We start from the raw sequence: 25,649 nt of genomic DNA on the forward strand, positions 1-25,649 counted from the left end.
TTACCTCCTGAAAAAATCAAAAATGCTTTTCTTTAGCGTTGGATCAATTAATTCTTCCAAATCTTTTCTACTTTCATTAGTTGAAAATATTACAAGCCTGTCGCCCTTTTCGATTTTTGTATTTCCTCTAGGAATTACTGCAGAATTATCATATCTAATAATTCCACCAATAATTATTTCTCTGTGTAAATTAATTTCAGATAATTTTTTTCCAATATAAATAAAATCGTCAGGAATTTTAATTTCATAAACCTGTGCCTTGCCACCAAACATATAATTTATTGACACCTTCATGTCGTTGTTAATGGCCTTAATAATTTCATTTGCCACTATAACTTTTGGATCTATAACCCTATAAATTCCCAGGCTCTCTAAAATTGAGTCGTAATTATTGTCCCCTTGAAGGACAATATTCTTGCTAATGCCGTGACTTCTTGCCATGAGTCCAAGGACTATATTTAATTCGTCTGAATCTGTCATAGAAATAAAAACTGCATCCTTTGAAATATTTTCATCTTTAAAAATTTTGTCATTTTTCAAACTTTTATTTACAACAAAAGCTCTCGTTAAATTTTTTCTAAAGTCTTCAAATTTTTCTCTATTAGGCTCAATTATTTTTAAATTAATATTTTCAAGGTTTGAGATAATCCTATTGAAAGTCGCATCCCCTGAAGCAATAACTACATCACGCACATCTTCTTTTCCCTTTATTTCAAAGTGAGAATATTTGAAATTTCTTATGTCAGAAGAAAGACCCATGAGATACATATAATCGCCATGTTTTAAAATGGTTTCTCCATCTGGAACAATTAAATCTCCTTCTCTAAGTATACCAACAACTAAAATTGTGGAAAGAGAGCCAATGTCCTTTATTTTTATATTTTCAAATTCTTCGTCCATGTCAATGTAGTGGCCTGTAACTTCAATTTTTCCTTTGCCAAAATAATCCGCCTCATAATAATTTGATGAACCAATTAATTTCGTGGCAAGTTTTGCAGACTCAAGGCTTCTATTAAAAATATTTACAACATTTGGCAAAGAATTTTTTATAATTCCTATTTCAGAAATATTTTCCATTTCATCAAGGCGCAAAATAATTTTAACATTGAGATTTTTAAAAATTGATGCCATTATTAAATTTGTCTTATCGCTATCTGTGGCTATAATTGCGTAATCATATACTTCTGAATCAAAATTTAGCATAAAATTTTCATCTAATACATCGCCCTTAATTTTTGTAACAGTATTAGTTATTTTTTCAAAATTTAATTCATCTCTGTCAATTATATCAATGTCAAATTTTTCAAGGCTTAGTGTATTTGCAATTGTAGATCCAACTTTTCCTGAACCAATAATTAATATTTTCATTATAGTCTTATAATATCCTTTCTTCGTCTGTTCTTTGAGAATAAGGCAAGAATTGTGAAAAATTCAAGCCTTCCAAGTAACATTAAGACACTAAAATATAGTTTAAAAAAGTCACTATAAAAAGCAAAATTTTTTGTTGGCCCAATTTCTCCAAAGCCTGGTCCAACATTTGATAGTGTTGTTGCCACAGAAGAAAATCCTGTTATTACATCTACTCCTGAAAGTGTGACTATGCCAGTAGAAACTATTGCCAATATAAAATAAGTTCCAAGATAGGCATTTATGCCAAGGACAACTTCATCAGACAAAGTTTTTCCATCAGCAATTATTGGGAGAACTGCCTTTGGATGTGTTGCTTTTTTCATTTCTCTTTTTATTAACTTTAATAAAATTGAAATTCTCGTAATTTTAATTCCACCGCCAGTTGAACCTGCACAGCCTCCAAAAATCATGAGTATCAATAAAATAAATTTTGAAAAACTTGGCCATAAGTCATAATCTGCATTGGCAAAACCAGATGTTGATGATATTGAGGTAACTTGAAAGGCTGAATCTCTAAAGGCCAACAAAAGTGTAGGATAACCCTTGGAATATAAATCAAGGGTAATAAAAATAATGGCAGCAAGTGTTATAAAAATCCAAAGTTTTAACTCATCATTTTGCAAAACTTCTTTAAACTTTTTTCTAGAAATAAGTGAATAAATTGTAAAATTTGTGGCACTTAAAAACATAAAAAAGGCAAGTATAAAGTGAACTGCATTGCCCTTATAAGACATAAAGGAGTCGTTATAAGATGAGAATCCTCCAGTTCCAAGGACACCAAAAGTATGAACAAAGGAATCAAAAACTGGCATACCTGCAATTTTTAAACATAAGAAAAGTGCAGCCGATAAAATAATATAAATTATGTAAAGTCTTTTAGATGATTGAGATATTGTGGACTCAATTTTTCCTGCAACAGGTCCCGGTGATTCTGCCTTAAAAATTTGAAAACCACCGACTCCAAGTTTTGGAAGAAGTCCTACTGTAAAGACAAGTATTCCCATTCCTCCAATCCAGTGAGTAATAGATCTCCAAAGTATTACTGACCTAGGGTAAGATTCTATGCCAGAGATAACTGTTGCACCAGTTGTAGTAAAACCAGATACAATTTCAAAAAATGAATCGACATAAGTCATTTTAGCCGCTATAAAAAGTGGAAGTGCTCCAACTAAGGAAACTAATATCCATGATGCTGTTACTATTAAAATTCCATCTCTTGGTGATAGGGATTTTTTTTCTACCTTTAAATTAATTAAAATTAATCCCAAAAATATAGCCAGGGCCATGGGAATATAAAATCCAGAGGCACTTCCATCCTTTTCTACTAAGCTAAGTATTAGAGATGGAGCCATAAATGCAGTTTCAATTAATAAAATAAAACCAAGGATTTTTGAAATAAGTTTATAATTCATCTACTCTTCCTCTATTCTTAAAAGAATTTAGTGCATACTTAAATTTCCCTTCTGAAGAGAAAATCTTTTGCATCTTTGGTGCAACTTGATGCATTGCAAATAAAATAATTCTGTCTCCTGCTTCTAGCACAGTTTTTCCATTTGGAACTAACATTTCATTTTTTCTTATTACTGCAATAATTAAAATTCCCTCTGGAAGATTTAAATTTTCAAGAGCTTTGCCACAAACTAATTGTCTTGCCCTTATAATTAATTCTAAACATTCAACTTGTCCATTTAATAAAAGATGAAGTGAAAGAGAAGACTTGCCCCTGATTTCCTTTAACATTTCTGCAGCTGTTATATAAGCAGTGTTAAAAACTGCGTCTATATCTAATTTGTCTAAGATTTTGTCATAATTTGTTCTAGAAATTTTTGCAACAGATTTATAAATTCCAGTTTGTTTTGCCACAAGACTCATTAATAAATTTGCTTCGTCAATGCCTGTTGCAGCTACAAAAGCATCATAAGTATGAACCATTTCTTCTTCAAGTATGGCAATATCTGTTCCGTCGCCATTTATTATTTCTGCACCTGGAACCATTTCCTTTAACTCTAGACATCTCTCTCTATTTATTTCAACTATTGTAACTCGAATATTTTCCTTTAATAAAAGCATGGCTAGGTAAAGGCCAGTCTTTCCTCCGCCTAAAATCATTGTGCTTCTAAGAGCTTTTGTCTTATTTACACCAGTGTGCTCTTTGTCAAAAATTTCTATATTTTCTGATTTTCCTGCCAAAATTATTACGTCATTTTCCTCAAGAACTGTACTTCCATTTGGAATAATTGCATCTCCACTTCTTGAAATTGCTGAAATAAGTAAGTCGTTAATATTTTCAATGTCCATAATTCTCTTGCCAATAAAGTTTGGATCATTTCCTATATTAAACTCAACAAGAGAAACTTTTCCACCAGCAAATTCATCGGAGTAAAGTTGATATCTTTTCATTAAATATTTTACAATTGATCTTGCAGTGGCATTGTCTGGATTTATAATTTTATCTATTTCAAGTTCTTCAGAAATAAAATCTAAATGCTTTCTATATTCAGGGTCTCTGACTCTGGCTATGGCATATTTAGCACCAAGTTTTTTTGAAATTGTGCAAACTATTACATTAGCCTCGTCATTAGTAGTAGTTGCAATTACATAATCAAAAAGAGATATGTCAAGCTCTTCTAAAACGCCAAAATCAAGGGCATTTGCACAAATACTAAGGACATCTAGTGAATTTGAAATATATTCAATTACGTCTTCATTATTATCTACTACAGTTACTTCATAATCTTCATCTATAAGTGAAGCTGCAAGTCTATAGCCTAATTTTCCAGCGCCAACAACTAAAGCCTTCATATTTCCTCCTAAAAAATTGCATCAAGAATTATTTCAAAGTCATAATCTTCATAAATTGCTTTTAATTTATTGCAAAGTTCTTCTTTCAATTGCTCCTTTTCCTTTAAAGTAGATACGGCATCGGCATTATAATCAATGTCGATATAAATTTTCTTATCTTCAAGCACTATATCGTGGAAAGAATATATATTTAAACTTTCTCTAATAATTTTTTTGAGATTTTTTGAAACTGATCTAATAATATCAGAACTAGAGCCCAGTGGGTCAGCGTGAATTATTAGTTTGATTCCCAAAAGTTCAGATACTTCCCTTTCTACCTTATCGACTATATTATGTGCCTCTTCCAGGGTCAAATTGTAATCAAGAGTCGCATCAATTAATACGATAATATTATCTGGGCCAAAATCTGTCACCATCATATTGTGCACATTTGAGATTCCGTCATATGTTGAAACTTTTGACTTTATCTCGTGCTTAGTTTCTTCCGTTAAACCTCTTCCAAGTATAATTGAAATAGTTTCATAGATTAAAGATATTGCAGTATATAAAATAAATAGGGCAACTAAAACTCCTACATATCCATCTAAAATTTTACCAGTGAATTTTTCTATTATTATAGAAATAATTACAACAGCTGTTATAAGTGTATCACTAAGAGAATCTTTCTCCTGAGCCTTTAAGGTAGTTGAGTCAATTTTTCTTGCCACATGAGAATAAAGTGATGCCTGCCAAAACTTTATAAAAATAGTAATTATCAAAATTACTATAGTAGAACTTGGATAAGTTATTTTAACTGGATTCAAAATTTTTCCAACAGAAGTTCTTAAAAACTGAAATCCAAGGCTAAGGACGATTCCACTTACTACAAGGGAAATTAAATATTCCAGTCTTCCATGACCATAGGGGTGGTCTCTATCCCTTGGCTTTGAGGCAAGTTTTATTCCAAAAATTGAAATAATTGAACTGACACAATCTGTAATGTTATTAACAGCATCAGACAAAATTGAAATTGAGCCAGTAAAAGTATATAAAATTACTTTTAAAAGGGCTACCAATATATTTGATATAAGACCAAGAAAAGAAGTCTCCTTGGAAATTTTTGCCCTATCATAGCCATAGGCATTATGACTCCTTTTTAAAATTAGTTTCCAGAACATTTATCCTCCATAAATAAAAATAGGCTATCAGCCCATCTTTATAAGATTTATTTTAGTTATAATCATTATAACACTAGAATATTAGTAATAAAAGGACAAGAAGCTATTTAGCCATTTATAAACTATTTATTATTATACAAGGCAATAAAATATTTATCTTCATAAAAAATGTACCAAATAAATATTTGGTACATTAAAAGTTTTTTATTTTATGAAAATTTTTTAATTAAATAAATTTTTTTAGTTTAGGAAGAAGTAATCCATCTGCAACTTCTTCAGCTTTTTCCTTTGAAATTAAAACTTCTACTAGTTTTACTCCAAGTAAGATAGCAAGAGCAGGACCCATGCCTGTAATAATATTATCATCAATTACAACAGCTTCATCTAGTGGATTATTTACTTTAAGTCTATTTTCAACTCCTGGATAACAAGTGAATTTGCCATCTTTTAAAACTCCAGCAGCATCAAGAACTTGTGGACCAGCACAAATAGTTGCAATTTTTTTCTCATCATCGTTAAATAAATTTACACATTCAAGGACTTTTTTATCCTTCATTAAATTTGTTGCGCCAGGTTGTCCTCCTGGAATATACATTGCCCTATAGTCTTCAATATTAATTTCATTAAAAGTTTTGTCAGCAAGAACTTTTACATCGTGAGCTCCTCTAACTTCATTTCTATCAGTTATTGAAACTGTTTCAACTAAAAGGCCAGCTCTCCTGATTACATCAACAACAGTTAGTGCTTCAATTTCTTCAAAACCATCTGCCAAAAATACTAATAAATCTTTCATATTGACCTCCTATTTATTCATTATTGAATCAACTGCATTTATAATTGCAGCTCTGAAACCATCTCTTTCTAAAGATTTTAATCCCTTAATTGTTGTGCCAGCAGGTGTAGTAACTTGATCCTTTAGTTCTCCTGGATGAAGACCAGATTCTCTTACCATTTTTGCAGATCCTGCCACTGCTTGTGAAATTACTCTATAAGCTAGGTCTCTTTTCATGCCATAAGAAACTGCTACATCTGCAGCTGCTTCAATATACATATAAACATAAGCAGGCATGCAACCACTTACAGCTTCATAAATTTTTATATTTTTTTCTTCTACAATTTCAGTTTCGCCAAAGGAAGATAAAATTTTTCTAAGTTCCTCTAATTCACCCTCTGAAATATTTTCTCCAGGACAAATTCCCGTCATTGAAGATAAAATTTTTGCTGGCGTATTTGGCATAGCCATTAAAAGTTTTTTGCCTGGAAGTTTTTCTTCTAACTTTTTTAAATCATAGCTTGATGTAACTGAAATTATAATTTGATTCTTAACAGCTTCTTTAATTTTATCAAGCACTTCATCATAAACATAAGGCTTAACTGTTAGAATTACTGCATCAGCATTTTTCACTACATCAACTTCTGAGTCCATTATTTTTGCCTTTTCAAAATCCTTAAAGGCCTCTCTCTTTTCCAAATTTCTGTCGTAGAGAAAAGTTTCTATATTATTATTTAAAAGACCATGTGCCATGGCAGAACCCATATTGCCAAGGCCTATTATTCCCATCTTCATCACATCACTCCTTAACTAGATTATACACGATATTACTTAATTTTCCATATGTGTGCTATAATTATTGTGGTGATTTAATGAAAAATATTTCTTTTATAAAATTATTTTTAACATTTTTTAAAATAAATGCCATAACCTTTGGAGGTGGCTACACAATTGTGCCTGTCATAAAAGATATTTTCGTCTCTGACTTAGAACTTATTGACGAGGATGAAATGATGGATATAGTTGCCATTTCACAAGGTGGACCTGGTGCCATGGCAATATCTTGTTCAGTTTTAACTGGTTACTACCTAAAGGGACCTCTAGGTGCAATAACTTGTCTTGTTGCATCATCACTACCCTGTCTAATAATTTTATCTGTGATTTCAAATTTTTATCAAGAGTTTAAAAGCAATTTTTTTATAAATTCTGCCCTTGAAGGCATAAGTGGAATAATTTCTGCAGTTTTATTTATAACAGTTTTTCGCATGGGAATTTCTTCCTACAAAAAAAATCCAAGATTTAGTGCAGTTATGATTATTTTAGTCTTCTTAGTTGCCTTCTTCACAAACATAAATACAGGACTTATTATTTTATTCTGCGCCCTTGCAGGAATTTCTTATTTTAGTGTAATGGAGAGATATAAAAATGCTTAATTTATTTTTAATTTTCTTTAAAATCGGATGCTTTGCCTTTGGTGGCGGCTACGCAGTAATCCCTCTTATATCAAAATATGTTGTGGAAGAAAATGCCTGGATATCCACTAAAGAATTTATAGATTTAATTTCAATTTCTCAAATGACTCCAGGACCCATTGCCATAAATTCTGCGACCTTTGTTGGACAAAGTGTAAGCGGAATTATAGGATCTATTGTTGCAACAACAGGTCTTGTCCTTCCTCAATTTATTCTCATGATGATTTTGGGCTACTTTTTATTTAGCAAAAATAAAAAATTTAAAATTATGGACTACTCCCTTCTTGGTATAAAGGCAGGAGTTGTGTCACTAATTTTTATAACTACTTTAAAATTATTTCAGTCATCAGTATTTCCAGAAGGTTTTAAACTTGATGGCATGAGCCTTGCCGCCCTAATTTCCTTTGTTCTTGGTTTTCTTTTATACCTAAAAAAAATAGACCTATTTAAATTAATAGGCCTCGGTGCAGTCATTGGCATCGCCGTCAATCTTCTACAAAATTATATATAAGATTAATCCTCCTTAGTAATTTAAGGAGGATTTTTTTAAAATAAACAATCTTCAATTAAGTTTTTATTTTTTAATTTATCTATCCATTCTTTTGGAATTTCATCAAAGCCATAAATTATTCCAGCAAGTCCACCTGTTACAGCTGCTGTAGTATCTGTGTCATCGCCAAGATTTACTGCCTTTAGGACTGCATCCTTATAATTATTAGTATTTAAGATGCACCAGAGAGATGCCTCTAGGGTGTGAAGGACAAAGCCAGTGGATTTAATTTCATCTTCACTTTTATTTTTTAAGTCATCAAGTCCCAAATTTTCTAATTTTTCTCCACCTATTAATTTTCTCGCTATATGCACATAATCAAGGCAAGCCTTCCTAGAAATTTCGTGAGCGTGAGTAATTGCAGAAACTTTTTCGATTTCCTCATCACTGGCATCAGTAAAGGCAAGGGGTAAAATTCTCATAAGAGATCCATTTCCATTGGAATAATAATCATCCATGCCGCGATTTAAAGTAAGGGCTTCTCTAGTTGTGCCTCCAACATCAAAGACCCTGCCATCAGCTGTAAATTCATCATCAAAAAGCCAAGCCTTAAAATTTTTTCTAATGTCTTCTGTGTCAATTTTTCCCTTGTCCTTAATAGACTTGCAAGTGGCAAGAGTCATGCTGCTGTCATCAGACCAAGTGCCTGCTTCCTTATTCCAAGTACCAAAACCAACACAGTCACTGCAAATAAAAGTTCCCCTCTCTTTAAATTCAAAGGGAACGCCAAGAGCATCGGCAACAGCAAAGCCGTATATAGCATCTCTTAACTTAGTCATAAAAAACTCCTTTAATAAAAATTTTCCATAAAACAAAAGCTAAAACTCAAAAAGAATCTTACTTTTTAAATATTTCTTCTTTGTCTCCTATTAATGGCAAAAATAATTAATTTGTCATATTCTTTCTTTGCAAGAAGCTTATAAATTTTTATAAACTCAATCTTCATAAGTTACAGCAATAGGCTTTGCATAATAAACAAAAATCATTGCATCATATAAATCTTTTGGAACTTCCTTTACCCTATAAGACCTTGGCATGAATTTCATAAGGGGAGAGTATCCTTCGCCCAAACTTCCCATGTTGATCTCTTTATTTATAAGTTCAGAAGTTTCGCCATCTTTAACTTTTGTAAAATCTAAATAATATTTCCCCTTAAATTTTCTAGCACTATAGGCTAAAGGATCTGCAGATACAAAGCCATGGTTTGACCTCTTATTAGATGAACCAACTTCATTTATATTTACAATTCCCTTATAAAAGTCTGTGCCTATAATAAAATATTTTTCTTCAAAAATTTCCTTTAAGTGAGACCCCATTGGCTCATAAAATTTTCCACTTTTGGCAATGTGACCATTGTGACCAGAAATTAAAAGCAGATCATTTCCCTTTGACCTTTCAAAATCACTTATCCACTTAACATTTTCAGCCATAAATTTATCTCTCACATTGTTTGCTTTTGCGTAATCATTAAAATCCAATTTATAATAATTTACGCTGTCCATTACATTTTTTATGGCTCTTGAAACTTCTCTTGCGTAGTTTGAAGAAAGAGCATCAGCATGAGCCTTTATTTCTAATAACAAATCTTCCTTGTCTTTTAGCTGTGAAATCTTAAATTTTTCATCTTTAATAAAGGAAAACTCCTCTTGCAAGTCTTTGTCCTCTAAAATATTATTTTCCTTGCAAAAATCTAAAATCAATTCAATGGATTTTTCAGGGTTTTGCATGTCAAAGCCGTAAAAAGAAAGCTTGTCCTCAGCCTTTACCTTTTGATTATAGTCAAACATATAATTTATGAGGTCACTCATGTTCTTTGTGTGATAAATATTAAAAGAAAAAATTCTTGAAATATTTTCATCTCTTTTATTTCCATGAATATAATTATTTATCATCATGCCTTCGCCAAAGTCAGCTTCAATGGCAAAGCTCTTTAAATTATTTTTTTCAACTAAGGTCTTTAAAACTTCTAATTTTAAATTTTGAAAGTCAGAGTTGCCGTGAGTCGCTTCTCCAAGTCCCACAAGTTTTACATGGTCATCTAAATTTATCTCACTCACCATTTTGCCATAGTCTTCTATATCTGAAATATTTTTCCTTGCACTTATCTTTGGAAGATTAATCCACAAAAAATCTCCAATCCCTATAAGAATAATAAGGGATACTAAAAAAATTAAAATTCCTTTAAATATTTTCTTTACCATTTTCTCACCTTCTTTTATACATTATAAATTTTAAAAACAAAAAAATAAAGACTCCCTAAGGAAGTCTTTAAGTCAAAATTTATTAAAGAACTGCTTGTGCTGCTGTTATGATTGCTAGTGAATATACTTCGTCTTCTACGCAGCCACGAGATAAGTCGTTTACTGGGGCATTAAGTCCTTGAAGGATAGGTCCAATTGCTTCAAAGCCGCCAAACCTTTGAGCGATCTTGTAGCCAATGTTTCCTGCTTCAATGTTAGGGAATACAAATACATTTGCGTGTCCTGCAACTTCTGAGCCTGGTGCTTTTTTCTTTGCAACGGATTCTACGAAAGCTGCGTCAAATTGTAATTCGCCGTCAATTGCCATATCAGGATTTTTTTCCTTAGCCATTTTTGTTGCTTCTGCAACCATTGTTACTCTTTCGTGAGATGCTGAACCCTTAGTGGAGAAAGAAAGCATTGCAATCTTTGGATCCATGCCAAATTGTCTTGCTGTTTCATTAGATACTACTGCTACTTCTGCAAGTCCTTCTGCATCAAGGTCGATGTTAATAGCACAGTCTGCCATTAAATACATTTCTTCGCCTCTTAGCATAATAAATGCTCCAGAGCATCTCTTGTATCCTTCTTTTGTTTTTATGATTTGAAGGGCTGGTCTAACTGTATCTGCAGTTGTGTGTGCTGCTCCTGATACAAGTCCCTTAGCTTTTCCCATGTAGATAAGCATTGTTCCAAAATAGTTATGGTCTTTTAAGATTTCTGCTGCTTGAGCTTCTGTTGCTTTTCCTTTTCTTCTTTCAACAAAAGCCTTAACCATCTCATCTTTAGCTTCATAGTTAGCTGGGTCTAGAATTTCAAGATCTCCTAGTTTTACCCCTTCTTTTTCTGCTAAAGCTTCAAGTTCTTTTTTGTCTCCAAGAACTATTGGTTTAATATCTCCATCTTCATTAAGTCTAATTGCTGCTCTTAAAATTCTTGCATCATCGCCTTCAGGAAATACTATTTCTGGTTTTGATGCTCTTACTTTACTTCTCAAATTTTCAATTAATGACATAATGTCCCCCTTTTTTATTTATGCTTATATTATATATCTTCTAAAAAATAATTTAAAGTGAATAAGGTTTGAAATTCACATCTTCTATAACTTCATTTTGTCTTACAGAATCTGCAACAAGTTTTGCAAGTCTGTGATGCTTCATTGTGTGGACTCTTAGAACTTCTACACCCTTATAGGCTGCTATAGTTGTAAGAGCAGCTGATGCTTCGTCTCTATTTTCAAAGCCTTCCTCATTATTTCCGTCAGCGTCAATATTATTTTCTGTCAAAATATTTGTGATAAATCTCTTTCTTGATACTCCTAAAAATGTGAAGCAGCCCATTTCTCTTATGGCGTCAATTTTATCTATTAATTTTAAATTTTCCTTTTTTGTTAGGGCAAAGCCAATACCTGGGTCAAGCATAATTCTATCTCTTGTCACGCCATTTTTTTCTGCCCTTTCAAGTGATTTTTCTAGGTATTTTTTCATGACTTCAATAATATCCATATCTTCAAAGGATTTTAATTCATCATCAGTAAAGGCTCCTTCGCCACCAAAAGATGGGAAGTTGGCAGATGATTTGTGATTTGGTCTTGCAATTTTTGGATTAAACATTAAAATTGCACCAACATCACTTTTTCCTACCACTTCAGCCATTTTTGGATCCCCTAAAAAACCTGTGATGTCATTTACAAAGTCAACGCCTGCTTCTATTGCTGCCTTTGCAACATCAGCCTTCCATGTATCAATAGATAGAGGCACATCTGTCATAGTTTTTAATTCTTTTATAACTGGCACAACCCTACTAATTTCTTCTTCAATTTCAACATAATGGGAACCTGGTCTTGTGGATTCACCGCCGAGGTCAATCATTTTTGCGCCGGCATCAATAAGATCCATTGCCCTCTTAATAGCCTTGTCTTTGCCATACCACATGCCGCCGTCAGAAAAAGAATCTGGCGTAACATTTACTATGCCACATAAAATTGTTTCCTTGCCGCTTTCTAAAATCTTATCTTTATACTTACAAATTAAATTATTCATTTTTCACTCCATTTTTTTATTTTTCATATTAATTTTATGTCTAATGGACTTATAAATCAAATAAAAATCATGTCGCGTAATACCATAAAACTCCATCTTCATCTATTTCAAAATCAGCCTTGCCTAATGCCCTTAGGTGTTCGAGGTGGGCGTGAGCTTCTCCTGCTGCAAAAAACTTTTGCGTATTTGGAAATTCAGAAAAGTCTCTTGCCCTCATGTCCCAAGTCATATTCATGGCAATATCTCTTACTGTGCATTTGCCCTTGTCCTCTAAAGTCTTTAAGGCTTCATCAATTCTATGCTTGTGATGTGCTTTTAGTTCGTCAATCCTCTTTGGCACATCATCAACAAGAGCTCTGTGAGATGAATACAGATGATCAATTGGAAGATTTTTTACTTTCTCAATATTTTTAAGATATCTGCCAAGACTATCGCCTACAGTAAAATTCCAAAAAGTAATATTTGGAGTAATGTCTCCCAAAATATGGTCGCCACAAAATAAAATTTTTCTTTCCTTTTCATAAAGACCAACCATGCCTGGAGTGTGACCAGAAAAATCCATGCCCTTAAAAGTAAAGTCGCCGATTTTTAGGGTGTAATCAGGGTTAAAAGAAATATAGGGGAATTCTGCCTTTGGTCTATACAGAAAGCCTGAGTGTTCTTCAATTTTTAAATTATCTTCATCGAGTCCTTGAAGGTGAGTTGTCGCCATGACATCCTTCCACCTTTTAGAATTTGCATCAGCCATAGATGACATCATTCTGTAGTCAATGTCTCCCATATAAATTTCCACGCCAAGTTCTTCATGAAACCAAGTTGCAAGTCCTGTGTGGTCAGAATGCAGATGAGTTAAAAATAACTTTGTCCTCTTTAAATCAATTTCCATATCTTTTATAAAAGATAACATTTCATTTCTGATTTCTTCAGTGTTAAAGCCTGTGTCAACAATTAAAGCCTCGCCCCTGGACTTTACCATGTAAATATTTATGCTCTTTAAGGGATTTCCCTTTAGGGGAATAATTTTACAATAAACACCTTCACTTAGCTTTTTAATACTAGACATATTTCCTCCTTTAGCTCATTTCATGTATAATAAATACGAGGTGAATTATGAGCGATTTTTTATTAAAACTTTTTAAAGTTGAAACCATTAACAAACTGCCTGTTGATAAATTATACCCTATAATAGAAAGTTTAGACGCTGAGCAAAGAATGCTAATAGCATCTTCCTATGATTTGGACCTTTCTGGACTAAGCCTAGTAGAAGAAGTAGAGGAAATACATAAAAAAATTACCAGCGAATTTAAAAATACCCTCATGAACTTTGACGAAAAAGAGCACAAGTCCTTTTACGATTTTTATAATGGCGCCGTAGATTATTCTGATGAAAATGTCTATGTAAATATGAAAAAATTCACATCATTGGGACTGATGTATTTATTTCTATCAAAATCCGGCACTTATTTTAACTTTGTCATACCAGAAGAATTAATAAAGATGTATGAAGAACTACTACAATCAAGCTAAAAAATTAAGAGGCGGGAGTCTCTTTTTTTTATTGCAAATTTTTAGAGAAAGAAATTTTTACAAAAATAAAAAGCCATCCATAAGCATGAATGACTTTAAATAAAATTTTTGGTGGAGGCGGTGGGAGTCGAACCCGATATGTTTATAATATCAAACCGCTTAAAATACCTATTTAATACAACTTTATAATTGAATAGGTGGGGACTATAAGTGGGAAAGCTACATTACATAAAAAGCCTTAAAAATTCATGTAAATCTTTAAGGCTTTTAGATAATTATTTACTTTTGATATTCTCTGCATCTCTCAAATACTGTTGTACATTAATAGTTGGCAAAGTTAACGGAGGTATATTTGCTAACGAAGTATAAGATGAAACTATCGCTCTGATATAAGGGTATAATATGGCTAAAGCATTAGCTAAGAATTTTTCACCATCTACATCACCTTCAAATGAAAATAAACCTTCTAAATTTACATTCATTTCAAACGGATACTTATTTTCTTCAGAGTCCTCAAAAATATTGACTCCCATCTGAACTGTCATACCATTTTCAAAAATTTGAAAATCATGTCCTAATTCAAAAGATATCATTAATGATTCTTCGGAATCAAATTCGGTATTAAGTTTATAATTAATTTCAAGAACCCTATATTCTTCAAAACTAATTTTTCCTTTTATTTTACTTTCCATAATTATGCCGCCTCAACAAATAATTTATTCTCATATAGTTTTTTATTATCAAGATAAAAATTTGAAGTACTATAAGATTTCTTATCAATAGTATAATGTTTTGTCTTAGTCACAGAGCTATCGTATTTTAAACTCCTATTTTCAACATACTTTACATTAAATTTTGAATTTTGAGAAAAAACAGTATCTACAAGTTCCATAGTATCTTTAACAAAATAGTCTTGAAACTCTTCGGTTGGATAGATGCCCATATATTCACAAACTTCATTTAATATGGCTTCATCATATATATTGTCGCCTTTCTTATAAAACATCATACAACCTCCTTAATATTTTTTATTATAGATTTAAAATCTTCGGTTACACAAAATTGTTTTCTATTGACACTATACACATCACTTTGCCCATATCCAGGAAAAGTTCTAATAAATAATGCAATCTCATATCTTTTCTTAAAATAATTGGAATAAAAACACCATTTCTCTTTTTCATTTTTTAATGGTATATACTTATTTTTAGCAATAAGCTCAGATTTTAAATCTTTACAAAATGTTATAAAGTTCACATATTGATCTTCTTCATCAAGATCTAAAACCAAGGAACTATTAACAATTAAATCTGCTTTTAAAATGCAGGCTTCCTCAACATCTATTTTTCTCGCCTTGGGCCAAAAATCTGTAGCTGTGTATTTATTCTTCCAGAAATAAACTCCATGACCCAACCACTCATACTTACCTTTACTACATATAAATTCACCAGATTTTAAAATACCACTACCTTTTTCTTTTGTTGTAGCATGATATACATTATATGTCTGCATTCAAATCACTTTAATTCATTTATTTTATGCTTAAATTCAAGCATAAGTGTTATTATAATATCACAAATAATCAAAAAATACTGTTGATAACTAAAAATAGTTATCAACATTTTTAATTTATTAGCTGTATAATTTATATACCCTACTTTTATTAACCTAATACATTAAAAAATCAGGTTGGGACTTTAGGCGGGAAAGCTACATTACATAATTTTAGAGAAAAATTAAAAAGAACTTGTGTTCTTTTAGAACATTTGCTATTATTTAATTGTGGGCAGGCCTCCAATGGACTACCTACCTTTTGTAATTTATTATTATAGGGACAGTAACAACTGTCCCTATTTTTTTGCAATAAAAAAAGCCTAGGTTAGATCCCTAGGCTGTATATTAAAAGCGTTACAAACATTTAAAATTCTAAGTTTTATAAAAAAGTTATAATCGTACATATCAAAGCCTTAAACCCAGTCAACATCACACTTACAAGGTCAAGGTTCTACAAGGCTCATATAAGCCTTTTTATTTTTTCTTAATACCTTTATATGCCTTATTACTTCTGTTTTCAAGATTTTTATACTCTTTTTCACTGAGTAATCTCTTTGCAGCAGTTTTAAATTCTTCACTATAAGGCATAAGGTTTTTATCCAACAGATTTCTAAGTTTAAAGGCATCTTTTTTTCTCCGCATGTGTGCATGCTATCCGTATTTTCCGTTAACTCTTTTTATAAGCCAAGGCCTATCATAACACCTAGGCTTATATCTTATTGAAAGTTTCATTTCATAAAATCATTTAGCAATTTCCATTTTCCAACGATTTAATTCAAGAACCGAAGCTTCTATCATGTCATCAAGTTCTTTCTCACTTAATTTTATACCTTGTTCGTTTAACCTCATCAAGACATATTGTTTCTTTAATTGTCCTTGGCCTGCCTTTGTGTATATTTGCTCAGCTGCCTTTACTGCTATGTCAACTGCTTCCATTACATTAACAATTTTTTCTTTGCCGTATTTTTGTTTTAAGAGAGGCACCAAGACACCAGTGATTAGCACAGATACAATTGATAAAACTACATAAAAAATATTACTTGCATTCATTTCTATCCTCCATAGATTCTTTAAATTCCTTAATTAGGTCCTCTTTCATTTCCCAGTCTTTAAGATTTTTAAATTCAGTATGTTGCTTAAAAAACTGATGCACTCCCACAGCTGTTGCACCAAGAAAAACTCCTTGACCAATACTCATGAGGATCCAAACAACAATTTGAATGCTATTCATGGGATCCATTCGATTGGCAAGGCTTGTCACTAAGGCAATAGGAATACCTACAATAGATAAAATTGTAGGTATTAGACTATCACTTATTCTATTGGACTTCTTTAAAGCTTTCCCTATCACAACAAGCACAGGAATCATAAAGACCAGTTCAGGACTTAAATATTCCTTTAAACTAAAGACTAAGTCTTGCATCCTATCCCCTCAATTCAACAGTTTGTTTTTCTTGATTCCAACCAACTTGTAAATTTAAGGCTTCTGCAAGGTCTCTTATAGATACATAATTAGTACCTTGAATATTTTTACCTCGCAAGTTAATCTCCTTGCCGTTGTAATTTATTTTTACCTTGTCGGATTTTAATATTTGATCCATAACTTTATCAATCCTTTCCTTAAGTGCCTTTTCTTGCACAGGTACACCAACACTGGACTTTGATAAATCCAATTTTATCTTTATAGGCTCTTGAACATCCTTTAGAAACTTTTCCCAAAGATTTTTTGTAAAAAAAGTTCCAGGACATCTTTTCCTGGAAACATCATAGTGCCTACAAACATTTTTTATAGGAATATTAAATTTAACCCTGAGATTTTTAACTAACTCTACTAAATTTTCATAAGCCTTCTGATAATCTCCATCTGAATTTATACAAAGTTCAATCCCAATTGAAGTGCAGTTCCTAACACCATTTAAAGCCCTACCATGACCTTGATTATCTCCACAATGCCAAGAAGAAAAGCTATCTCCAATAATTTGCACTATCTCATGGTCATCTACAAAATAATGGGCACTTGCATTCCTATTTCCACCACCAAAAAACTTAAAGTGATTAAAAGCGTTGGCTCCTCTTCCAGAATTACCAGTGTCATGGATAACTAAAAATTGGACTTTCTTGCCTTTTCTACTGGAATAGTTATATTTAATCGGCATAAATTTAAACTCTAACATCTTCCACCTCCTATTTAAGCATCGGGAAGAGATATACGACAAAACCGCTAACCAGAATTCCTATTACTACACCAAAAATTTGATTTCGCAGCTTTTCTGATTTCTCTATAGGTCTAACGAAGTGGTCTTCTTCCCTATTCTTTTTAATTTCTTTTATGTCACCTTTTATTTCTTTGGTGTCATTAAGAATCAAGTTCATAGTTGTTTGAATTATTTTTATATTTGTTTCTGAATCATAGAGTCTAGCTTCCACCTTATTAATTCTCTCATTGGTCTTATCTGTTTTTAAATCAACGCTGTCTACCTTTTTCTCTAGTTCAGTAAATTTATCTCTTATATCTTGATCCATATGTCACCCTCTTTTTTGCATTAAAAAAGAACCACTTATCCGTAGTTCTTCTTGTCTTCTATTATATTTCGTATAATTTTTTGTTTTATCTTTTCCATATAATACTCGTTGTCACTATAATAGGTCATCTTATTCAAGTTATAGGCATTCAATTGTTCTAATCTAAAAACTATCGTTTCTACTATACGCATAAGCTTGTAAGCCTGACCGCTTAAATCATAATATCTAGTTAAGTTTTTTTCTGATTTTAAGTTATCAAAATCCCAAAAATCAAAAAGTGAATTGAAAAAAATATTCAATACAGTAAAATTTGAAACAAATAATTCACTCAATTTATTGATTTCCATTTCATTCATTATGTCTACTTCGTCTTCATCAAACGAATATCCTACAATACTTCTTCCAAAATTTCTTAATTCATTGTATCTCTTAAGCCTTAAGCTTTCCTTAAAATTTTTAATACTATGTTCAGAAACTCCTTCTTTAAATACTCTACTCAATTCTTCTGTTAAATAATATAATTCGTGATTTAATAATTGGCCCTCACCAATCAAGAAGTTTATATATTTAATTTTTTCTTGTCTAAAAAACATTTCTTTTTCCAATGCTCTTTGACCTTTTATTTGCTTATAACTAACATATATTGGAATTGAAGCTGCTAACAATGCACCTATTATGCTATTCAAATCAAATGAAATATCCAAAATTATCACTCTCCTCAATACTATTATATCAAGGAGAGTAACTTATAATAATTATTCTTCTTCCATTTTTACTGGCATGCCATCAGCATCAAGTCCTAAAGCCTTTAAGTCTTCTAAGACTGCATCTCTCCAAATCTTTGGCACTTGTCTTACCTTTTTATTTTCAGGATTACAAGTCCTTCTTTGACGAGAAACTAAACCTACATAAAGATCTAACATACTTACACCTCCTTTCCTAGCAAAAAATTTGTATAAAAAAAGACTTGCTACTGCAAATCCAATTAATACACTATTTGATTTTCTTACCATTCTCATCATATCCTTGATTTTTAAGTTCTTCTATGACTGCATCCCTTAAATTTGCAGGAACTAACTTAACTTCCTTGTTCTTAACATCACAAGTTCTCTTTCCTCTAATAACTAATCCCACATATAAATCAATCATGCTTGACCTCCTAAAATAGTTTCATAAATTGTTGCTAAAACTTCATCTGTTTTCTCTGCTCTTTCCAAATTCGTTTCATAATTTGTGGCTACAGCTTCAGCCAAGGCAAGGTTCGAATCATTAATACTTTCAATCCCCTTTAAAATTTCCTTAGGCACATCTTCAGCTTCTCTCAATTCCTTTAGAGACTTCTCGTTTATAAATTCAAACATATTTCCCTCCTACATGTAGGCTCCAACGAATCCGTAAAGATAGAACTCTTCAGTTGCCTTTTCTTTATCAATCCTAATTTCAACACCAACTCCCCACTTGGCAGCTGTCTTCGATGTATTCCTAAAATTATATTTTTGCCCATATAATTCCTCTGGAACAGTTTCCCAAGTTGGCTGAGCATCCATTACATTGGAGCATACCTTTATAGTCATCTTTGCCCCAGGTGCAAGTTCTGCTAAAGGATTTACAATTACCGCAGAAGGCTGCTCTGATAGTTCTTTTTTAAGCCTATACCAGGCATAGGTTAAATTCTTGCTAAAGTCAGCATAGCCTACACCAACTGCATTGTAAGAATCTTTAGCTTCTACCCTTATCTTGTGTTCTCCATTAGGAATTTTCGCAAAATCAATCTTTGGTATTGTCACACTTTGCTTGCCTTTGATTGTTCCAAGGTCCTTTATTTGCACATCGTCTATAAATAATTTTGCAGTGATTTCATCTCCGTCAGGATCTGCTGCTTCAAAGTTTATTGTAAAAGGCTTGTTTTGTTCACCATAATGAGCATTTGTCATTGTCACCACTGGAGCAGTGTTTATCCTCTTAAAGGTATATCTTCTAACTGCAGTGGCACCGCTAGAATCAGTAACTGTAATTTCTATTGTGTTTTGCTCATTTAAAGTTAAGGCATTGAACTTACTATCATCAATATCAATTGGGTAGTCAGATTTTCTTGTTGCATTATTTACTGATGCAATAGTAACTCCATTTAGAGTAACAGTCACATTTAATTGTTGACCACTATCCCCATCATCAACAGAATAGTATCTCTTAAAGGCTTGCTTATAACCACCCCAGTCTTCGTCTTGTCCTGAAATAGTAGGTTCTTGATTTGCAATACCCTCGTAAACGTACCAGTAGCTTCCACTCTTTCCGTCATTAGGATAAGCATTTCTATTAGTTGAGGTTACAGTATCAAGTCTTGAGCCTCTATTGTATGTGATTTTATCTTTTATATAATATACGTCACCGCTTATATATTCACTGGGCCCTTTTGAACTACCACTTTTTTCAACCTGTCCATTAACTATCCTAAAATTAGATTTATGATAATCTCCATTAAAAGTGCCAAATTCTAAAAAATCAGCCTTATATGGTAATCCGCCTCTATACTCATCACTAATAGCTAATATGCAACCAGGTATATATTTGCTCTCAAATAATTTCTCTCTATAATCAATATCGCTGTCTCCTGCACAATAACAGAATTGTCCCTTATAATACCCAATACCTAGAATTTTTTGCCAAGGATCACCATTTCGAATCCCCATTCTACTAAAATAGCCTAAATACTCTTCCTCATATCCTGATTTAAAGCTCTTTTTCTCAAACTTCCCCCATTTATAAGTTGTCATCTTCTATCACTCCTTTCTTAAATCACAAATCTAGCCATCTTGCTATCATAGACACCCTCGAACTCTTCTTCTCCAGTTAATAACTTAAACTGCACTTGGAACCTATTAGTATTAACACCAGTCCCAATTTGAGTACTTTGAGCAGCTAATTGTAATTTTAAATCCTGGATGAGATCCCAGTTCCCTTTGACTGTTTGGCTTGTCCTTCCTCTGCCAGCAAGGTCCCAGTACTCTTCCCAAGTAACAAAGGTCATTGACCTATCAATGTTTATAGTCACATTTTCAACATTAGAAACCACAACTATAATATCCATCATAATCTCAACCATCTCTTGGTTGTGAACAGGAATGTAGTCACTATATTGGTCATAATAAGCAACAGCATATAGAATTTCTCCCTTCCTTGGATCTTGTGCATATAGTCCTAGTTCCTTTAAAAGAAATCCTTCCTTGACCCCATCATTGGATAGGCTAACAGAAATTGTACTTGTCCCATCACCATTAGCCTTTATTCCAGTCATTGTAGCCTCATAAAGTTCGTGCTTAAGTTCTTCCATTTTTAAAAGTTCTTCTGTACTTGTAATTGTTCCATCACCCACAGAAACTTTTGTAAATCGCAACTCTATCCCTATTTGACAAAGTGTCAACAGGTCCCTGCCTGCTTCCGTTAAATAATAACGTCCTCTTTGCATAATTCTTCCTTTCTCATACTCTCAATGCCTGCTTTCTCTCATCATATAGGCCCTCAAAGTCTTCATCTTCTCTTAAATTTTTTAAATTTACAGAAAAATCACTTCTCATCCTAGACCAAATAACTTGCCCCTCATAAAAGAGCTTACTCTTTGTCTTCCCATTTATAATTACTTGTTTTTTACCTCTAAAATCCATGCAACCACCTAATCTATGGCATAAATAGTGTTGGGCTTCTTTGTCTCTAGTGCCTCATAGTCAGCGAGACTCATTTCAACCACATCTGGCTTCTTTGCAAGCTCTTCTTTTAGTTCTTCAGTCCTTTGACAAAGGTCCCCAATCCAGTCCTCAAGGTCTCTTGAATTAGATAAAGCAAGCCACAAGCTAGAAGTCTTATATCCCCTAGTCTTACCCCTAGATAAGTCTTTACCATAAGCAGAATCCCACTTGTTATTCCATTTAGAAATCATATCTCCAGTTACATTGTTTTTCTGTGCCCCTTCTTCAATATTTCTCAGCTTTTCTATGTCAGCTTGAGTAATTAAAGACGGAGAAATTTCTGTGTAAGTAGACCCTGACCACCTATAAATATTTTCACTAGCAAGGTCCACATAAATCTTTCCTTGCTCACCAGGGCTCGGGAATTTACTTTTTGAAGCAAACTCTAAAACATCATCAACATAAGAAGGAAGTTGTGAAGATGGGACTTTTCCGTCATTTCCCAAGCTTGCATAACCTCCTGCCCTTCCTTTATTTGACACATCTTCAGGAGTGTAATCAAGCTTCCCTGCAACAACTTCTTCCTTAGTTGCATAAGTCTTTTTCACATCTTCTGTCTTTGCATAAGGATTTAAATCATAGACCTTAATGGCCTCTTCGGGAAGCTGTTCCTTAGGAACCTTTCCAAGCTCATTAAGAGAAGCATAACCATTGGCAGCACCCCTGTGGATTGTATCTTCCTTCTTGTCTAATTCTGCATTTATAGACTTATTGAATTTATCTAAGTCCACTTTCTTGCTATAAGCTTCCAGTTTCTCTTCAATAGCATCCTTCAAGGTATTTAAAGCTGCAATTTCTGCATAAGTTTTTTCAATATCCTTTGTTTTTGCATAAGGACTTAGATCATAGGTAGTGTCTCTCAAGGCCTCATCAGGCAATTGACTTAGGGGAACTTTTGCATTTCCGTCAAGACTTGCCATCCCATTTGAATTCCCAATTGAATCTTTAATAGAAGCATTAAACTTTAATATTTCTTCCAAAAAGTCTTTTAATAAAGCCTCCTGGTCCTGCAAAAAAATCTTATTTTCATTAAGTAAGCTATCCTTATCTAATTTATTGTTCCAGGCTGTCTTTTCCTTTTCACTAACAAACCTTCTATTCTCGTTAGTCTCAATAATGTCAGCTGAGTGTTTGGCAGGATGCTCATAAATGGTGTCTTGGTCATCAGCAAAGACAAGCTTGCCCTTATCATCAAGCTTTAAAACTTGACTTGTTTTCCCACCATCGGGCCTTACAATCCTCTTAGAAATCTCTCTAAAAATTTCAGTTATGGAATCCTTGTTGCTTTCAAGAGCTTGAGATACTTCCAAGAAAGTATTATAAGCTTCAGGAGCCCCTTCCAGAATATCTTCAACCATCTTGGCAAGTTCAGAAGGTGTAACCTTTAAAAGTTCATCAAGAGGAGTCCCATCTTCTGTGTAAATAGTTGAAGTCAGCATCTTTGGAGATACTCTTGCAAATTTTTGCTGCGTTTCATCCCAGGATAAGAGCCACTTGTCCTTTAAAGTCCTGCTCACAGGTAAGTCCCTTAAATTATCTGTCATACTTCATGTCCACCTCGCTTCCGTCTTCAATTTCCTTCATCATTCCCACATCATCCACAGTCCACACATCAGGCATTCTTGCCCTTCTCTTAAGCCTCTTTCTTACCTGGCCAATTCCATAATAAGTAGATAAATTAAAGACCCTGTCCTCAGGCTTAACTGCCATAATAGTAATCTTCTTGGCTTTTTGCCCATACATTCCATAAAATATTTTCTGGTCTCTAATAAACTTAATTCTTATAAATTGTGTCAAGTTAGCAGGAATAATATCTCTAGCCTTCTTTTGAAAATCATCAAGTTCTAAGTTCAATGATTCTTTTATATTTACCAGTATCTCAATTCCATATTTATCATAGTCAAAAGATAAAATATAATTTCCCTTGCCTAAATATAAATCTAACCACTCTTCAAAGGTTCTGTGGGTCCAAATTCTGGCCATATTCCAAAGGGCATAAATCTTTTTTCTCTGGTCTTCCAGATCACCCTTTATATTCTCATCATCAATTAACTTTTTATAAGCACTTAGTCCAAGTTTATCTGCTGATCCAATATATAAATTTTCCATTAAAGAATTAAATTTCGCCCAAAGATTAGAAAGTTCAATGTTTTCTCTAACTCTTATATTAGTAAATTCAGCACCTTTCCCAATAATATCCTGTGGCAGGTGCCTACCTACATCAACATCGCGATTTATAGAAATCACATCTTCAAGCTCATGGAGATTGACATTATTTACATCAACATTAAATTTCTTATCCATTTCTAACCTCTGTAACAATAACGTCCCCTAATACAGGAAGTTCCTCTTCAGAAAGCCCAAATATTTTTTTATCTGTATCGGTAAACTTAATTGTTTCATAGTCAATAACATCAGCCACATTTAAAACTATGCTAGTTATTTTTGCTAATCTAATATCATTTTCAACATAAATATTAGAATCTACTTTCTCATAAGTTGCCCACTTTTTCCTTTGAGTCTTAAAATATTCCTCTACATCTTTTTCTATCTCTCTTTTTATTTCTTCTAAATTTGAATCTCGAGATTTTAAAATTTCACAAGTAATATTTATTTTCTTTGACTTAGCACCAACTACAGTTACATAGTGACCAATAGGAGCAACTCCCACTCCCTTCTGATGAAAAGGTATAGGATCTATTATTTCTTGGACTTTAGAAATAAGTTCTGATGTCGGCTCTTTAAATTCTGAATCAGTAATAATTAATTTTACTGTCCCACCACCATTCCAAACAGGAATAACTTTCACAAGACCAACACCATCAATGGCCTTTACTTTTTTCCTATAATCATCAATATTGCCACCATAAGCAATAGACTTAATAGTTTCGAAATACCTTTCTCTAAAATCTTCAGTGTCCTCGTCATCTTCACCAAGTATTGCAAGTTTATATATCTCAGCTAAATTAAGATTGCTTATAGTCCTTGTCGGTGTTAATTTACCACCTTCTATGTTTCCAATAGATCCTTCTTCATTACAAATGAGTTCATAAAAAAACAGTTCCTTTTCTTCTTTTTGAAGTTTAGAAACTGTGTAATAAATATCATCTATAAAAAATCTATCGCCAATATTAAGTTTTGCATCAAATCGTCCAATAATAACAGCTTTAGTAGCCTTGTAAGGTTCAATCCCTCTTTCTTTTGCTCTTTCAATAAGCCAATACCTATTAGCTGTATCACCAAAGGCATTTTTAAAAAGAAAATCCAAGTAAGAATATAAAAGAGAAATTTCAATTGCCATTGGTGCAATAGCATCATAAATAACGGATCCTTCCCTCTTATCGAATTCATCTGGAATCCTATCTAAGTTTCTTTCAAGGACATTTTCAAAAGTATTATCATCAAAGATAGGTTCATAAATTCCCCTAGCCAATTCTTATCACCTCTTCTATATCAATTGTTTTTTCAGAAAAAATAGTCTTAACCTTAAATTTCATTCCAAGATTATCTTCCTTACTCCATTCACTTACATAAGAAAAATCAAAAACATCTTCAATTCTGTCATCTAACATCAAAGAATCAGTGATCCTTCTAGTTAAGACTATATAAGCATATTCCTTTCTCTTGCCAAATAAATCTTCCTTCTTAACTCCAAAGCTTGGATAAATAGGATAAACTCCTCTTTCAGTATTAATACATTTATAAATCATCTGCCTTAAAGCTTCTAAATCATCATAAATATAATTTTTGACCCTCTCTTCTTCTATCCACATCTTATGAGTAAAAGAAGGCTGTGGAATTATTTCAATTTCATCACCATACTCATATTCATTGTTAAACTCTGGTATCATTTAACC

At 32.7% G+C, this 25,649-nt stretch carries 33 protein-coding genes; 3 read left to right on the forward strand and 30 right to left on the reverse strand.

The annotated features are described in order from the left end of the window. The 6 genes from JOD41_RS05940 to proC form a co-directional block, all read right to left on the reverse strand. Window positions 1-1,368 (reverse strand): NAD-binding protein, encoded by a 1,368-nt coding sequence (locus JOD41_RS05940; protein ID WP_205051998.1) that lies wholly within the window; start codon window positions 1,366-1,368, stop codon window positions 1-3. After that, window positions 1,368-2,822 carry a TrkH family potassium uptake protein gene (locus tag JOD41_RS05945; RefSeq protein WP_205051999.1) on the reverse strand — a complete coding sequence of 485 codons (1,455 nt, stop codon included), beginning with the start codon at window positions 2,820-2,822 and terminating at the stop codon, window positions 1,368-1,370. The genes JOD41_RS05940 and JOD41_RS05945 overlap by 1 nt, the downstream gene beginning before the upstream one ends. Beyond that, entirely contained in the window at window positions 2,812-4,212 is a 1,401-nt protein-coding gene (gene trkA / locus JOD41_RS05950; RefSeq protein ID WP_205052000.1) for a Trk system potassium transporter TrkA, read from the reverse strand. Before trkA ends, JOD41_RS05945 begins: the two co-directional genes overlap by 11 nt. Before the next feature lie 8 nt (window positions 4,213-4,220). Then, window positions 4,221-5,369, reverse strand: coding sequence for a cation diffusion facilitator family transporter (locus tag JOD41_RS05955; RefSeq protein ID WP_205052001.1), 1,149 nt, complete (start codon window positions 5,367-5,369; stop codon window positions 4,221-4,223). Between the two features lie 226 nt (window positions 5,370-5,595). After that, on the reverse strand, window positions 5,596-6,162 hold the full coding sequence (locus JOD41_RS05960; RefSeq protein WP_205052002.1) for a DJ-1 family glyoxalase III: 567 nt from the start codon (window positions 6,160-6,162) through the stop codon (window positions 5,596-5,598). Window positions 6,163-6,171: 9 nt separating this feature from the next. Continuing rightward, complete coding sequence (gene proC, locus JOD41_RS05965; RefSeq protein ID WP_205052003.1) at window positions 6,172-6,936, reverse strand: pyrroline-5-carboxylate reductase; 765 nt, start codon at window positions 6,934-6,936, stop codon at window positions 6,172-6,174. 77 nt (window positions 6,937-7,013) lie between these two features. Between proC and JOD41_RS05970 the strand changes: the two genes are divergently transcribed. Together JOD41_RS05970 and JOD41_RS05975 are read left to right on the forward strand one after the other, a co-directional pair. Further along, complete coding sequence (locus JOD41_RS05970; RefSeq protein ID WP_205052004.1) at window positions 7,014-7,574, forward strand: chromate transporter; 561 nt, start codon at window positions 7,014-7,016, stop codon at window positions 7,572-7,574. Next, complete coding sequence (locus tag JOD41_RS05975; RefSeq protein WP_205052005.1) at window positions 7,567-8,124, forward strand: chromate transporter; 558 nt, start codon at window positions 7,567-7,569, stop codon at window positions 8,122-8,124. The genes JOD41_RS05970 and JOD41_RS05975 overlap by 8 nt, the downstream gene beginning before the upstream one ends. Before the next feature lie 35 nt (window positions 8,125-8,159). Here JOD41_RS05975 and JOD41_RS05980 read toward each other — a convergent pair whose 3' ends face one another. The 5 genes from JOD41_RS05980 to JOD41_RS06000 form a co-directional block, all read right to left on the reverse strand. Next, window positions 8,160-8,942 carry an ADP-ribosylglycohydrolase family protein gene (locus tag JOD41_RS05980; RefSeq protein ID WP_205052006.1) on the reverse strand — a complete coding sequence of 261 codons (783 nt, stop codon included), beginning with the start codon at window positions 8,940-8,942 and terminating at the stop codon, window positions 8,160-8,162. Between the two features lie 156 nt (window positions 8,943-9,098). Beyond that, the gene (locus JOD41_RS05985; RefSeq protein ID WP_205052007.1) at window positions 9,099-10,364 is read right to left on the reverse strand and encodes an erythromycin esterase family protein; all 1,266 of its coding nucleotides are present in this window, start codon (window positions 10,362-10,364) and stop codon (window positions 9,099-9,101) included. An 82-nt stretch (window positions 10,365-10,446) separates the two neighbouring features. Beyond that, window positions 10,447-11,418: a phosphate acetyltransferase gene (pta, locus tag JOD41_RS05990; protein WP_205052008.1), complete on the reverse strand. Its 972-nt coding sequence runs from the start codon at window positions 11,416-11,418 to the stop codon at window positions 10,447-10,449. Window positions 11,419-11,470: 52 nt separating this feature from the next. Then, complete coding sequence (folP, locus tag JOD41_RS05995) at window positions 11,471-12,445, reverse strand: dihydropteroate synthase (protein ID WP_205052009.1); 975 nt, start codon at window positions 12,443-12,445, stop codon at window positions 11,471-11,473. Between the two features lie 67 nt (window positions 12,446-12,512). Next, window positions 12,513-13,508, reverse strand: a complete 996-nt coding sequence (locus JOD41_RS06000) for an MBL fold metallo-hydrolase (RefSeq protein WP_205052010.1) — start codon at window positions 13,506-13,508, stop codon at window positions 12,513-12,515. Between the two features lie 47 nt (window positions 13,509-13,555). On the opposite strand from JOD41_RS06000, the gene JOD41_RS06005 reads away from it, so the two are divergent. Beyond that, window positions 13,556-13,972: a hypothetical protein gene (locus JOD41_RS06005; protein WP_205052011.1), complete on the forward strand. Its 417-nt coding sequence runs from the start codon at window positions 13,556-13,558 to the stop codon at window positions 13,970-13,972. 275 nt (window positions 13,973-14,247) lie between these two features. Here the strand turns inward: JOD41_RS06005 and JOD41_RS06010 are convergent, their stop codons facing one another. The 19 genes from JOD41_RS06010 to JOD41_RS06100 form a co-directional block, all read right to left on the reverse strand. Then, complete coding sequence (locus JOD41_RS06010; protein ID WP_205052012.1) at window positions 14,248-14,664, reverse strand: protein-export chaperone SecB; 417 nt, start codon at window positions 14,662-14,664, stop codon at window positions 14,248-14,250. Between the two features lie 2 nt (window positions 14,665-14,666). After that, window positions 14,667-14,978 (reverse strand): hypothetical protein, encoded by a 312-nt coding sequence (locus tag JOD41_RS06015; RefSeq protein ID WP_205052013.1) that lies wholly within the window; start codon window positions 14,976-14,978, stop codon window positions 14,667-14,669. Next, complete coding sequence (locus tag JOD41_RS06020; protein WP_205052014.1) at window positions 14,978-15,484, reverse strand: hypothetical protein; 507 nt, start codon at window positions 15,482-15,484, stop codon at window positions 14,978-14,980. Before JOD41_RS06020 ends, JOD41_RS06015 begins: the two co-directional genes overlap by 1 nt. Window positions 15,485-16,000: 516 nt before the next feature. After that, window positions 16,001-16,168, reverse strand: coding sequence for a hypothetical protein (locus tag JOD41_RS06025; RefSeq protein WP_205052015.1), 168 nt, complete (start codon window positions 16,166-16,168; stop codon window positions 16,001-16,003). Between the two features lie 99 nt (window positions 16,169-16,267). Next, on the reverse strand, window positions 16,268-16,576 hold the full coding sequence (locus JOD41_RS06030; protein ID WP_205052016.1) for a phage holin, LLH family: 309 nt from the start codon (window positions 16,574-16,576) through the stop codon (window positions 16,268-16,270). After that, complete coding sequence (locus JOD41_RS06035; protein WP_205052017.1) at window positions 16,563-16,949, reverse strand: phage holin family protein; 387 nt, start codon at window positions 16,947-16,949, stop codon at window positions 16,563-16,565. Before JOD41_RS06035 ends, JOD41_RS06030 begins: the two co-directional genes overlap by 14 nt. 1 nt (window position 16,950) lies before the next feature. Then, window positions 16,951-17,700 carry an N-acetylmuramoyl-L-alanine amidase gene (locus tag JOD41_RS06040; RefSeq protein ID WP_205052018.1) on the reverse strand — a complete coding sequence of 250 codons (750 nt, stop codon included), beginning with the start codon at window positions 17,698-17,700 and terminating at the stop codon, window positions 16,951-16,953. A 10-nt stretch (window positions 17,701-17,710) separates the two neighbouring features. After that, window positions 17,711-18,049, reverse strand: a complete 339-nt coding sequence (locus JOD41_RS06045; protein WP_205052019.1) for a hypothetical protein — start codon at window positions 18,047-18,049, stop codon at window positions 17,711-17,713. Window positions 18,050-18,084: 35 nt separating this feature from the next. Then, window positions 18,085-18,753, reverse strand: coding sequence for a hypothetical protein (locus JOD41_RS06050; protein ID WP_205052020.1), 669 nt, complete (start codon window positions 18,751-18,753; stop codon window positions 18,085-18,087). Window positions 18,754-18,804: 51 nt separating this feature from the next. Then, a complete protein-coding gene (locus tag JOD41_RS06055; protein ID WP_235777705.1) occupies window positions 18,805-18,972 on the reverse strand; it encodes a CD1375 family protein in 168 nt (55 codons plus the stop codon). Window positions 18,973-19,042: 70 nt separating this feature from the next. After that, entirely contained in the window at window positions 19,043-19,198 is a 156-nt protein-coding gene (locus JOD41_RS06060) for a CD1375 family protein (protein ID WP_205052022.1), read from the reverse strand. Beyond that, window positions 19,195-19,410 (reverse strand): hypothetical protein, encoded by a 216-nt coding sequence (locus tag JOD41_RS06065; RefSeq protein ID WP_205052023.1) that lies wholly within the window; start codon window positions 19,408-19,410, stop codon window positions 19,195-19,197. The genes JOD41_RS06060 and JOD41_RS06065 overlap by 4 nt, the downstream gene beginning before the upstream one ends. Before the next feature lie 9 nt (window positions 19,411-19,419). Continuing rightward, window positions 19,420-20,823, reverse strand: coding sequence for a hypothetical protein (locus JOD41_RS06070; RefSeq protein WP_205052024.1), 1,404 nt, complete (start codon window positions 20,821-20,823; stop codon window positions 19,420-19,422). 17 nt (window positions 20,824-20,840) lie between these two features. Then, window positions 20,841-21,515: a phage tail-collar fiber domain-containing protein gene (locus JOD41_RS06075; RefSeq protein WP_205052025.1), complete on the reverse strand. Its 675-nt coding sequence runs from the start codon at window positions 21,513-21,515 to the stop codon at window positions 20,841-20,843. Window positions 21,516-21,528: 13 nt separating this feature from the next. Next, window positions 21,529-21,711 carry a hypothetical protein gene (locus JOD41_RS06080; RefSeq protein ID WP_205052026.1) on the reverse strand — a complete coding sequence of 61 codons (183 nt, stop codon included), beginning with the start codon at window positions 21,709-21,711 and terminating at the stop codon, window positions 21,529-21,531. Window positions 21,712-21,719: 8 nt separating this feature from the next. Continuing rightward, window positions 21,720-23,336 carry a hypothetical protein gene (locus tag JOD41_RS06085; protein ID WP_205052027.1) on the reverse strand — a complete coding sequence of 539 codons (1,617 nt, stop codon included), beginning with the start codon at window positions 23,334-23,336 and terminating at the stop codon, window positions 21,720-21,722. Then, window positions 23,326-24,096 carry a hypothetical protein gene (locus JOD41_RS06090; RefSeq protein ID WP_205052028.1) on the reverse strand — a complete coding sequence of 257 codons (771 nt, stop codon included), beginning with the start codon at window positions 24,094-24,096 and terminating at the stop codon, window positions 23,326-23,328. The genes JOD41_RS06085 and JOD41_RS06090 overlap by 11 nt, the downstream gene beginning before the upstream one ends. Then, window positions 24,089-25,225, reverse strand: a complete 1,137-nt coding sequence (locus tag JOD41_RS06095) for a baseplate J/gp47 family protein (protein WP_205052029.1) — start codon at window positions 25,223-25,225, stop codon at window positions 24,089-24,091. Before JOD41_RS06095 ends, JOD41_RS06090 begins: the two co-directional genes overlap by 8 nt. Further along, window positions 25,218-25,643, reverse strand: coding sequence for a DUF2634 domain-containing protein (locus tag JOD41_RS06100; RefSeq protein ID WP_205052030.1), 426 nt, complete (start codon window positions 25,641-25,643; stop codon window positions 25,218-25,220). The genes JOD41_RS06095 and JOD41_RS06100 overlap by 8 nt, the downstream gene beginning before the upstream one ends. Window positions 25,644-25,649: the final 6 nt, after the last annotated feature.

Origin of the sequence: Peptoniphilus gorbachii (assembly GCF_016908115.1) — a bacterium.
Lineage (GTDB): Bacteria > Bacillota > Clostridia > Tissierellales > Peptoniphilaceae > Peptoniphilus_A > Peptoniphilus_A gorbachii.

Bases quoted from the DNA above. Each gene is read 5' to 3' on its own strand.
- JOD41_RS06030 (WP_205052016.1), bottom strand. From the start codon at position 16,576: ATGAATGCAAGTAATATTTTTTATGTAGTTTTATCAATTGTATCTGTG.
- JOD41_RS06060 (WP_205052022.1), bottom strand. From the start codon at position 19,198: ATGATTGATTTATATGTGGGATTAGTTATTAGAGGAAAGAGAACTTGT.
- JOD41_RS05975 (WP_205052005.1), top strand. From the start codon at position 7,567: ATGCTTAATTTATTTTTAATTTTCTTTAAAATCGGATGCTTTGCCTTT.
- JOD41_RS06035 (WP_205052017.1), bottom strand. From the start codon at position 16,949: ATGCAAGACTTAGTCTTTAGTTTAAAGGAATATTTAAGTCCTGAACTG.
- JOD41_RS05980 (WP_205052006.1), bottom strand. From the start codon at position 8,942: ATGACTAAGTTAAGAGATGCTATATACGGCTTTGCTGTTGCCGATGCT.
- JOD41_RS05945 (WP_205051999.1), bottom strand. From the start codon at position 2,822: ATGAATTATAAACTTATTTCAAAAATCCTTGGTTTTATTTTATTAATT.
- folP (WP_205052009.1), bottom strand. From the start codon at position 12,445: ATGAATAATTTAATTTGTAAGTATAAAGATAAGATTTTAGAAAGCGGC.
- JOD41_RS05940 (WP_205051998.1), bottom strand. From the start codon at position 1,368: ATGAAAATATTAATTATTGGTTCAGGAAAAGTTGGATCTACAATTGCA.
- JOD41_RS06080 (WP_205052026.1), bottom strand. From the start codon at position 21,711: ATGGATTTTAGAGGTAAAAAACAAGTAATTATAAATGGGAAGACAAAG.
- JOD41_RS06005 (WP_205052011.1), top strand. From the start codon at position 13,556: ATGAGCGATTTTTTATTAAAACTTTTTAAAGTTGAAACCATTAACAAA.
- JOD41_RS06040 (WP_205052018.1), bottom strand. From the start codon at position 17,700: ATGTTAGAGTTTAAATTTATGCCGATTAAATATAACTATTCCAGTAGA.
- JOD41_RS06085 (WP_205052027.1), bottom strand. From the start codon at position 23,336: ATGACAGATAATTTAAGGGACTTACCTGTGAGCAGGACTTTAAAGGAC.
- JOD41_RS06070 (WP_205052024.1), bottom strand. From the start codon at position 20,823: ATGACAACTTATAAATGGGGGAAGTTTGAGAAAAAGAGCTTTAAATCA.
- JOD41_RS06010 (WP_205052012.1), bottom strand. From the start codon at position 14,664: ATGGAAAGTAAAATAAAAGGAAAAATTAGTTTTGAAGAATATAGGGTT.
- JOD41_RS05970 (WP_205052004.1), top strand. From the start codon at position 7,014: ATGAAAAATATTTCTTTTATAAAATTATTTTTAACATTTTTTAAAATA.
- JOD41_RS05985 (WP_205052007.1), bottom strand. From the start codon at position 10,364: ATGGTAAAGAAAATATTTAAAGGAATTTTAATTTTTTTAGTATCCCTT.
- JOD41_RS06000 (WP_205052010.1), bottom strand. From the start codon at position 13,508: ATGTCTAGTATTAAAAAGCTAAGTGAAGGTGTTTATTGTAAAATTATT.
- proC (WP_205052003.1), bottom strand. From the start codon at position 6,936: ATGAAGATGGGAATAATAGGCCTTGGCAATATGGGTTCTGCCATGGCA.
- trkA (WP_205052000.1), bottom strand. From the start codon at position 4,212: ATGAAGGCTTTAGTTGTTGGCGCTGGAAAATTAGGCTATAGACTTGCA.
- JOD41_RS06025 (WP_205052015.1), bottom strand. From the start codon at position 16,168: ATGCGGAGAAAAAAAGATGCCTTTAAACTTAGAAATCTGTTGGATAAA.
- JOD41_RS06090 (WP_205052028.1), bottom strand. From the start codon at position 24,096: ATGGATAAGAAATTTAATGTTGATGTAAATAATGTCAATCTCCATGAG.
- JOD41_RS06065 (WP_205052023.1), bottom strand. From the start codon at position 19,410: ATGTTTGAATTTATAAACGAGAAGTCTCTAAAGGAATTGAGAGAAGCT.
- JOD41_RS06055 (WP_235777705.1), bottom strand. From the start codon at position 18,972: ATGTTAGATCTTTATGTAGGTTTAGTTTCTCGTCAAAGAAGGACTTGT.
- JOD41_RS06075 (WP_205052025.1), bottom strand. From the start codon at position 21,515: ATGCAAAGAGGACGTTATTATTTAACGGAAGCAGGCAGGGACCTGTTG.
- JOD41_RS06100 (WP_205052030.1), bottom strand. From the start codon at position 25,643: ATGATACCAGAGTTTAACAATGAATATGAGTATGGTGATGAAATTGAA.
- JOD41_RS06020 (WP_205052014.1), bottom strand. From the start codon at position 15,484: ATGCAGACATATAATGTATATCATGCTACAACAAAAGAAAAAGGTAGT.
- JOD41_RS05960 (WP_205052002.1), bottom strand. From the start codon at position 6,162: ATGAAAGATTTATTAGTATTTTTGGCAGATGGTTTTGAAGAAATTGAA.
- JOD41_RS05955 (WP_205052001.1), bottom strand. From the start codon at position 5,369: ATGTTCTGGAAACTAATTTTAAAAAGGAGTCATAATGCCTATGGCTAT.
- pta (WP_205052008.1), bottom strand. From the start codon at position 11,418: ATGTCATTAATTGAAAATTTGAGAAGTAAAGTAAGAGCATCAAAACCA.
- JOD41_RS06045 (WP_205052019.1), bottom strand. From the start codon at position 18,049: ATGGATCAAGATATAAGAGATAAATTTACTGAACTAGAGAAAAAGGTA.
- JOD41_RS06015 (WP_205052013.1), bottom strand. From the start codon at position 14,978: ATGTTTTATAAGAAAGGCGACAATATATATGATGAAGCCATATTAAAT.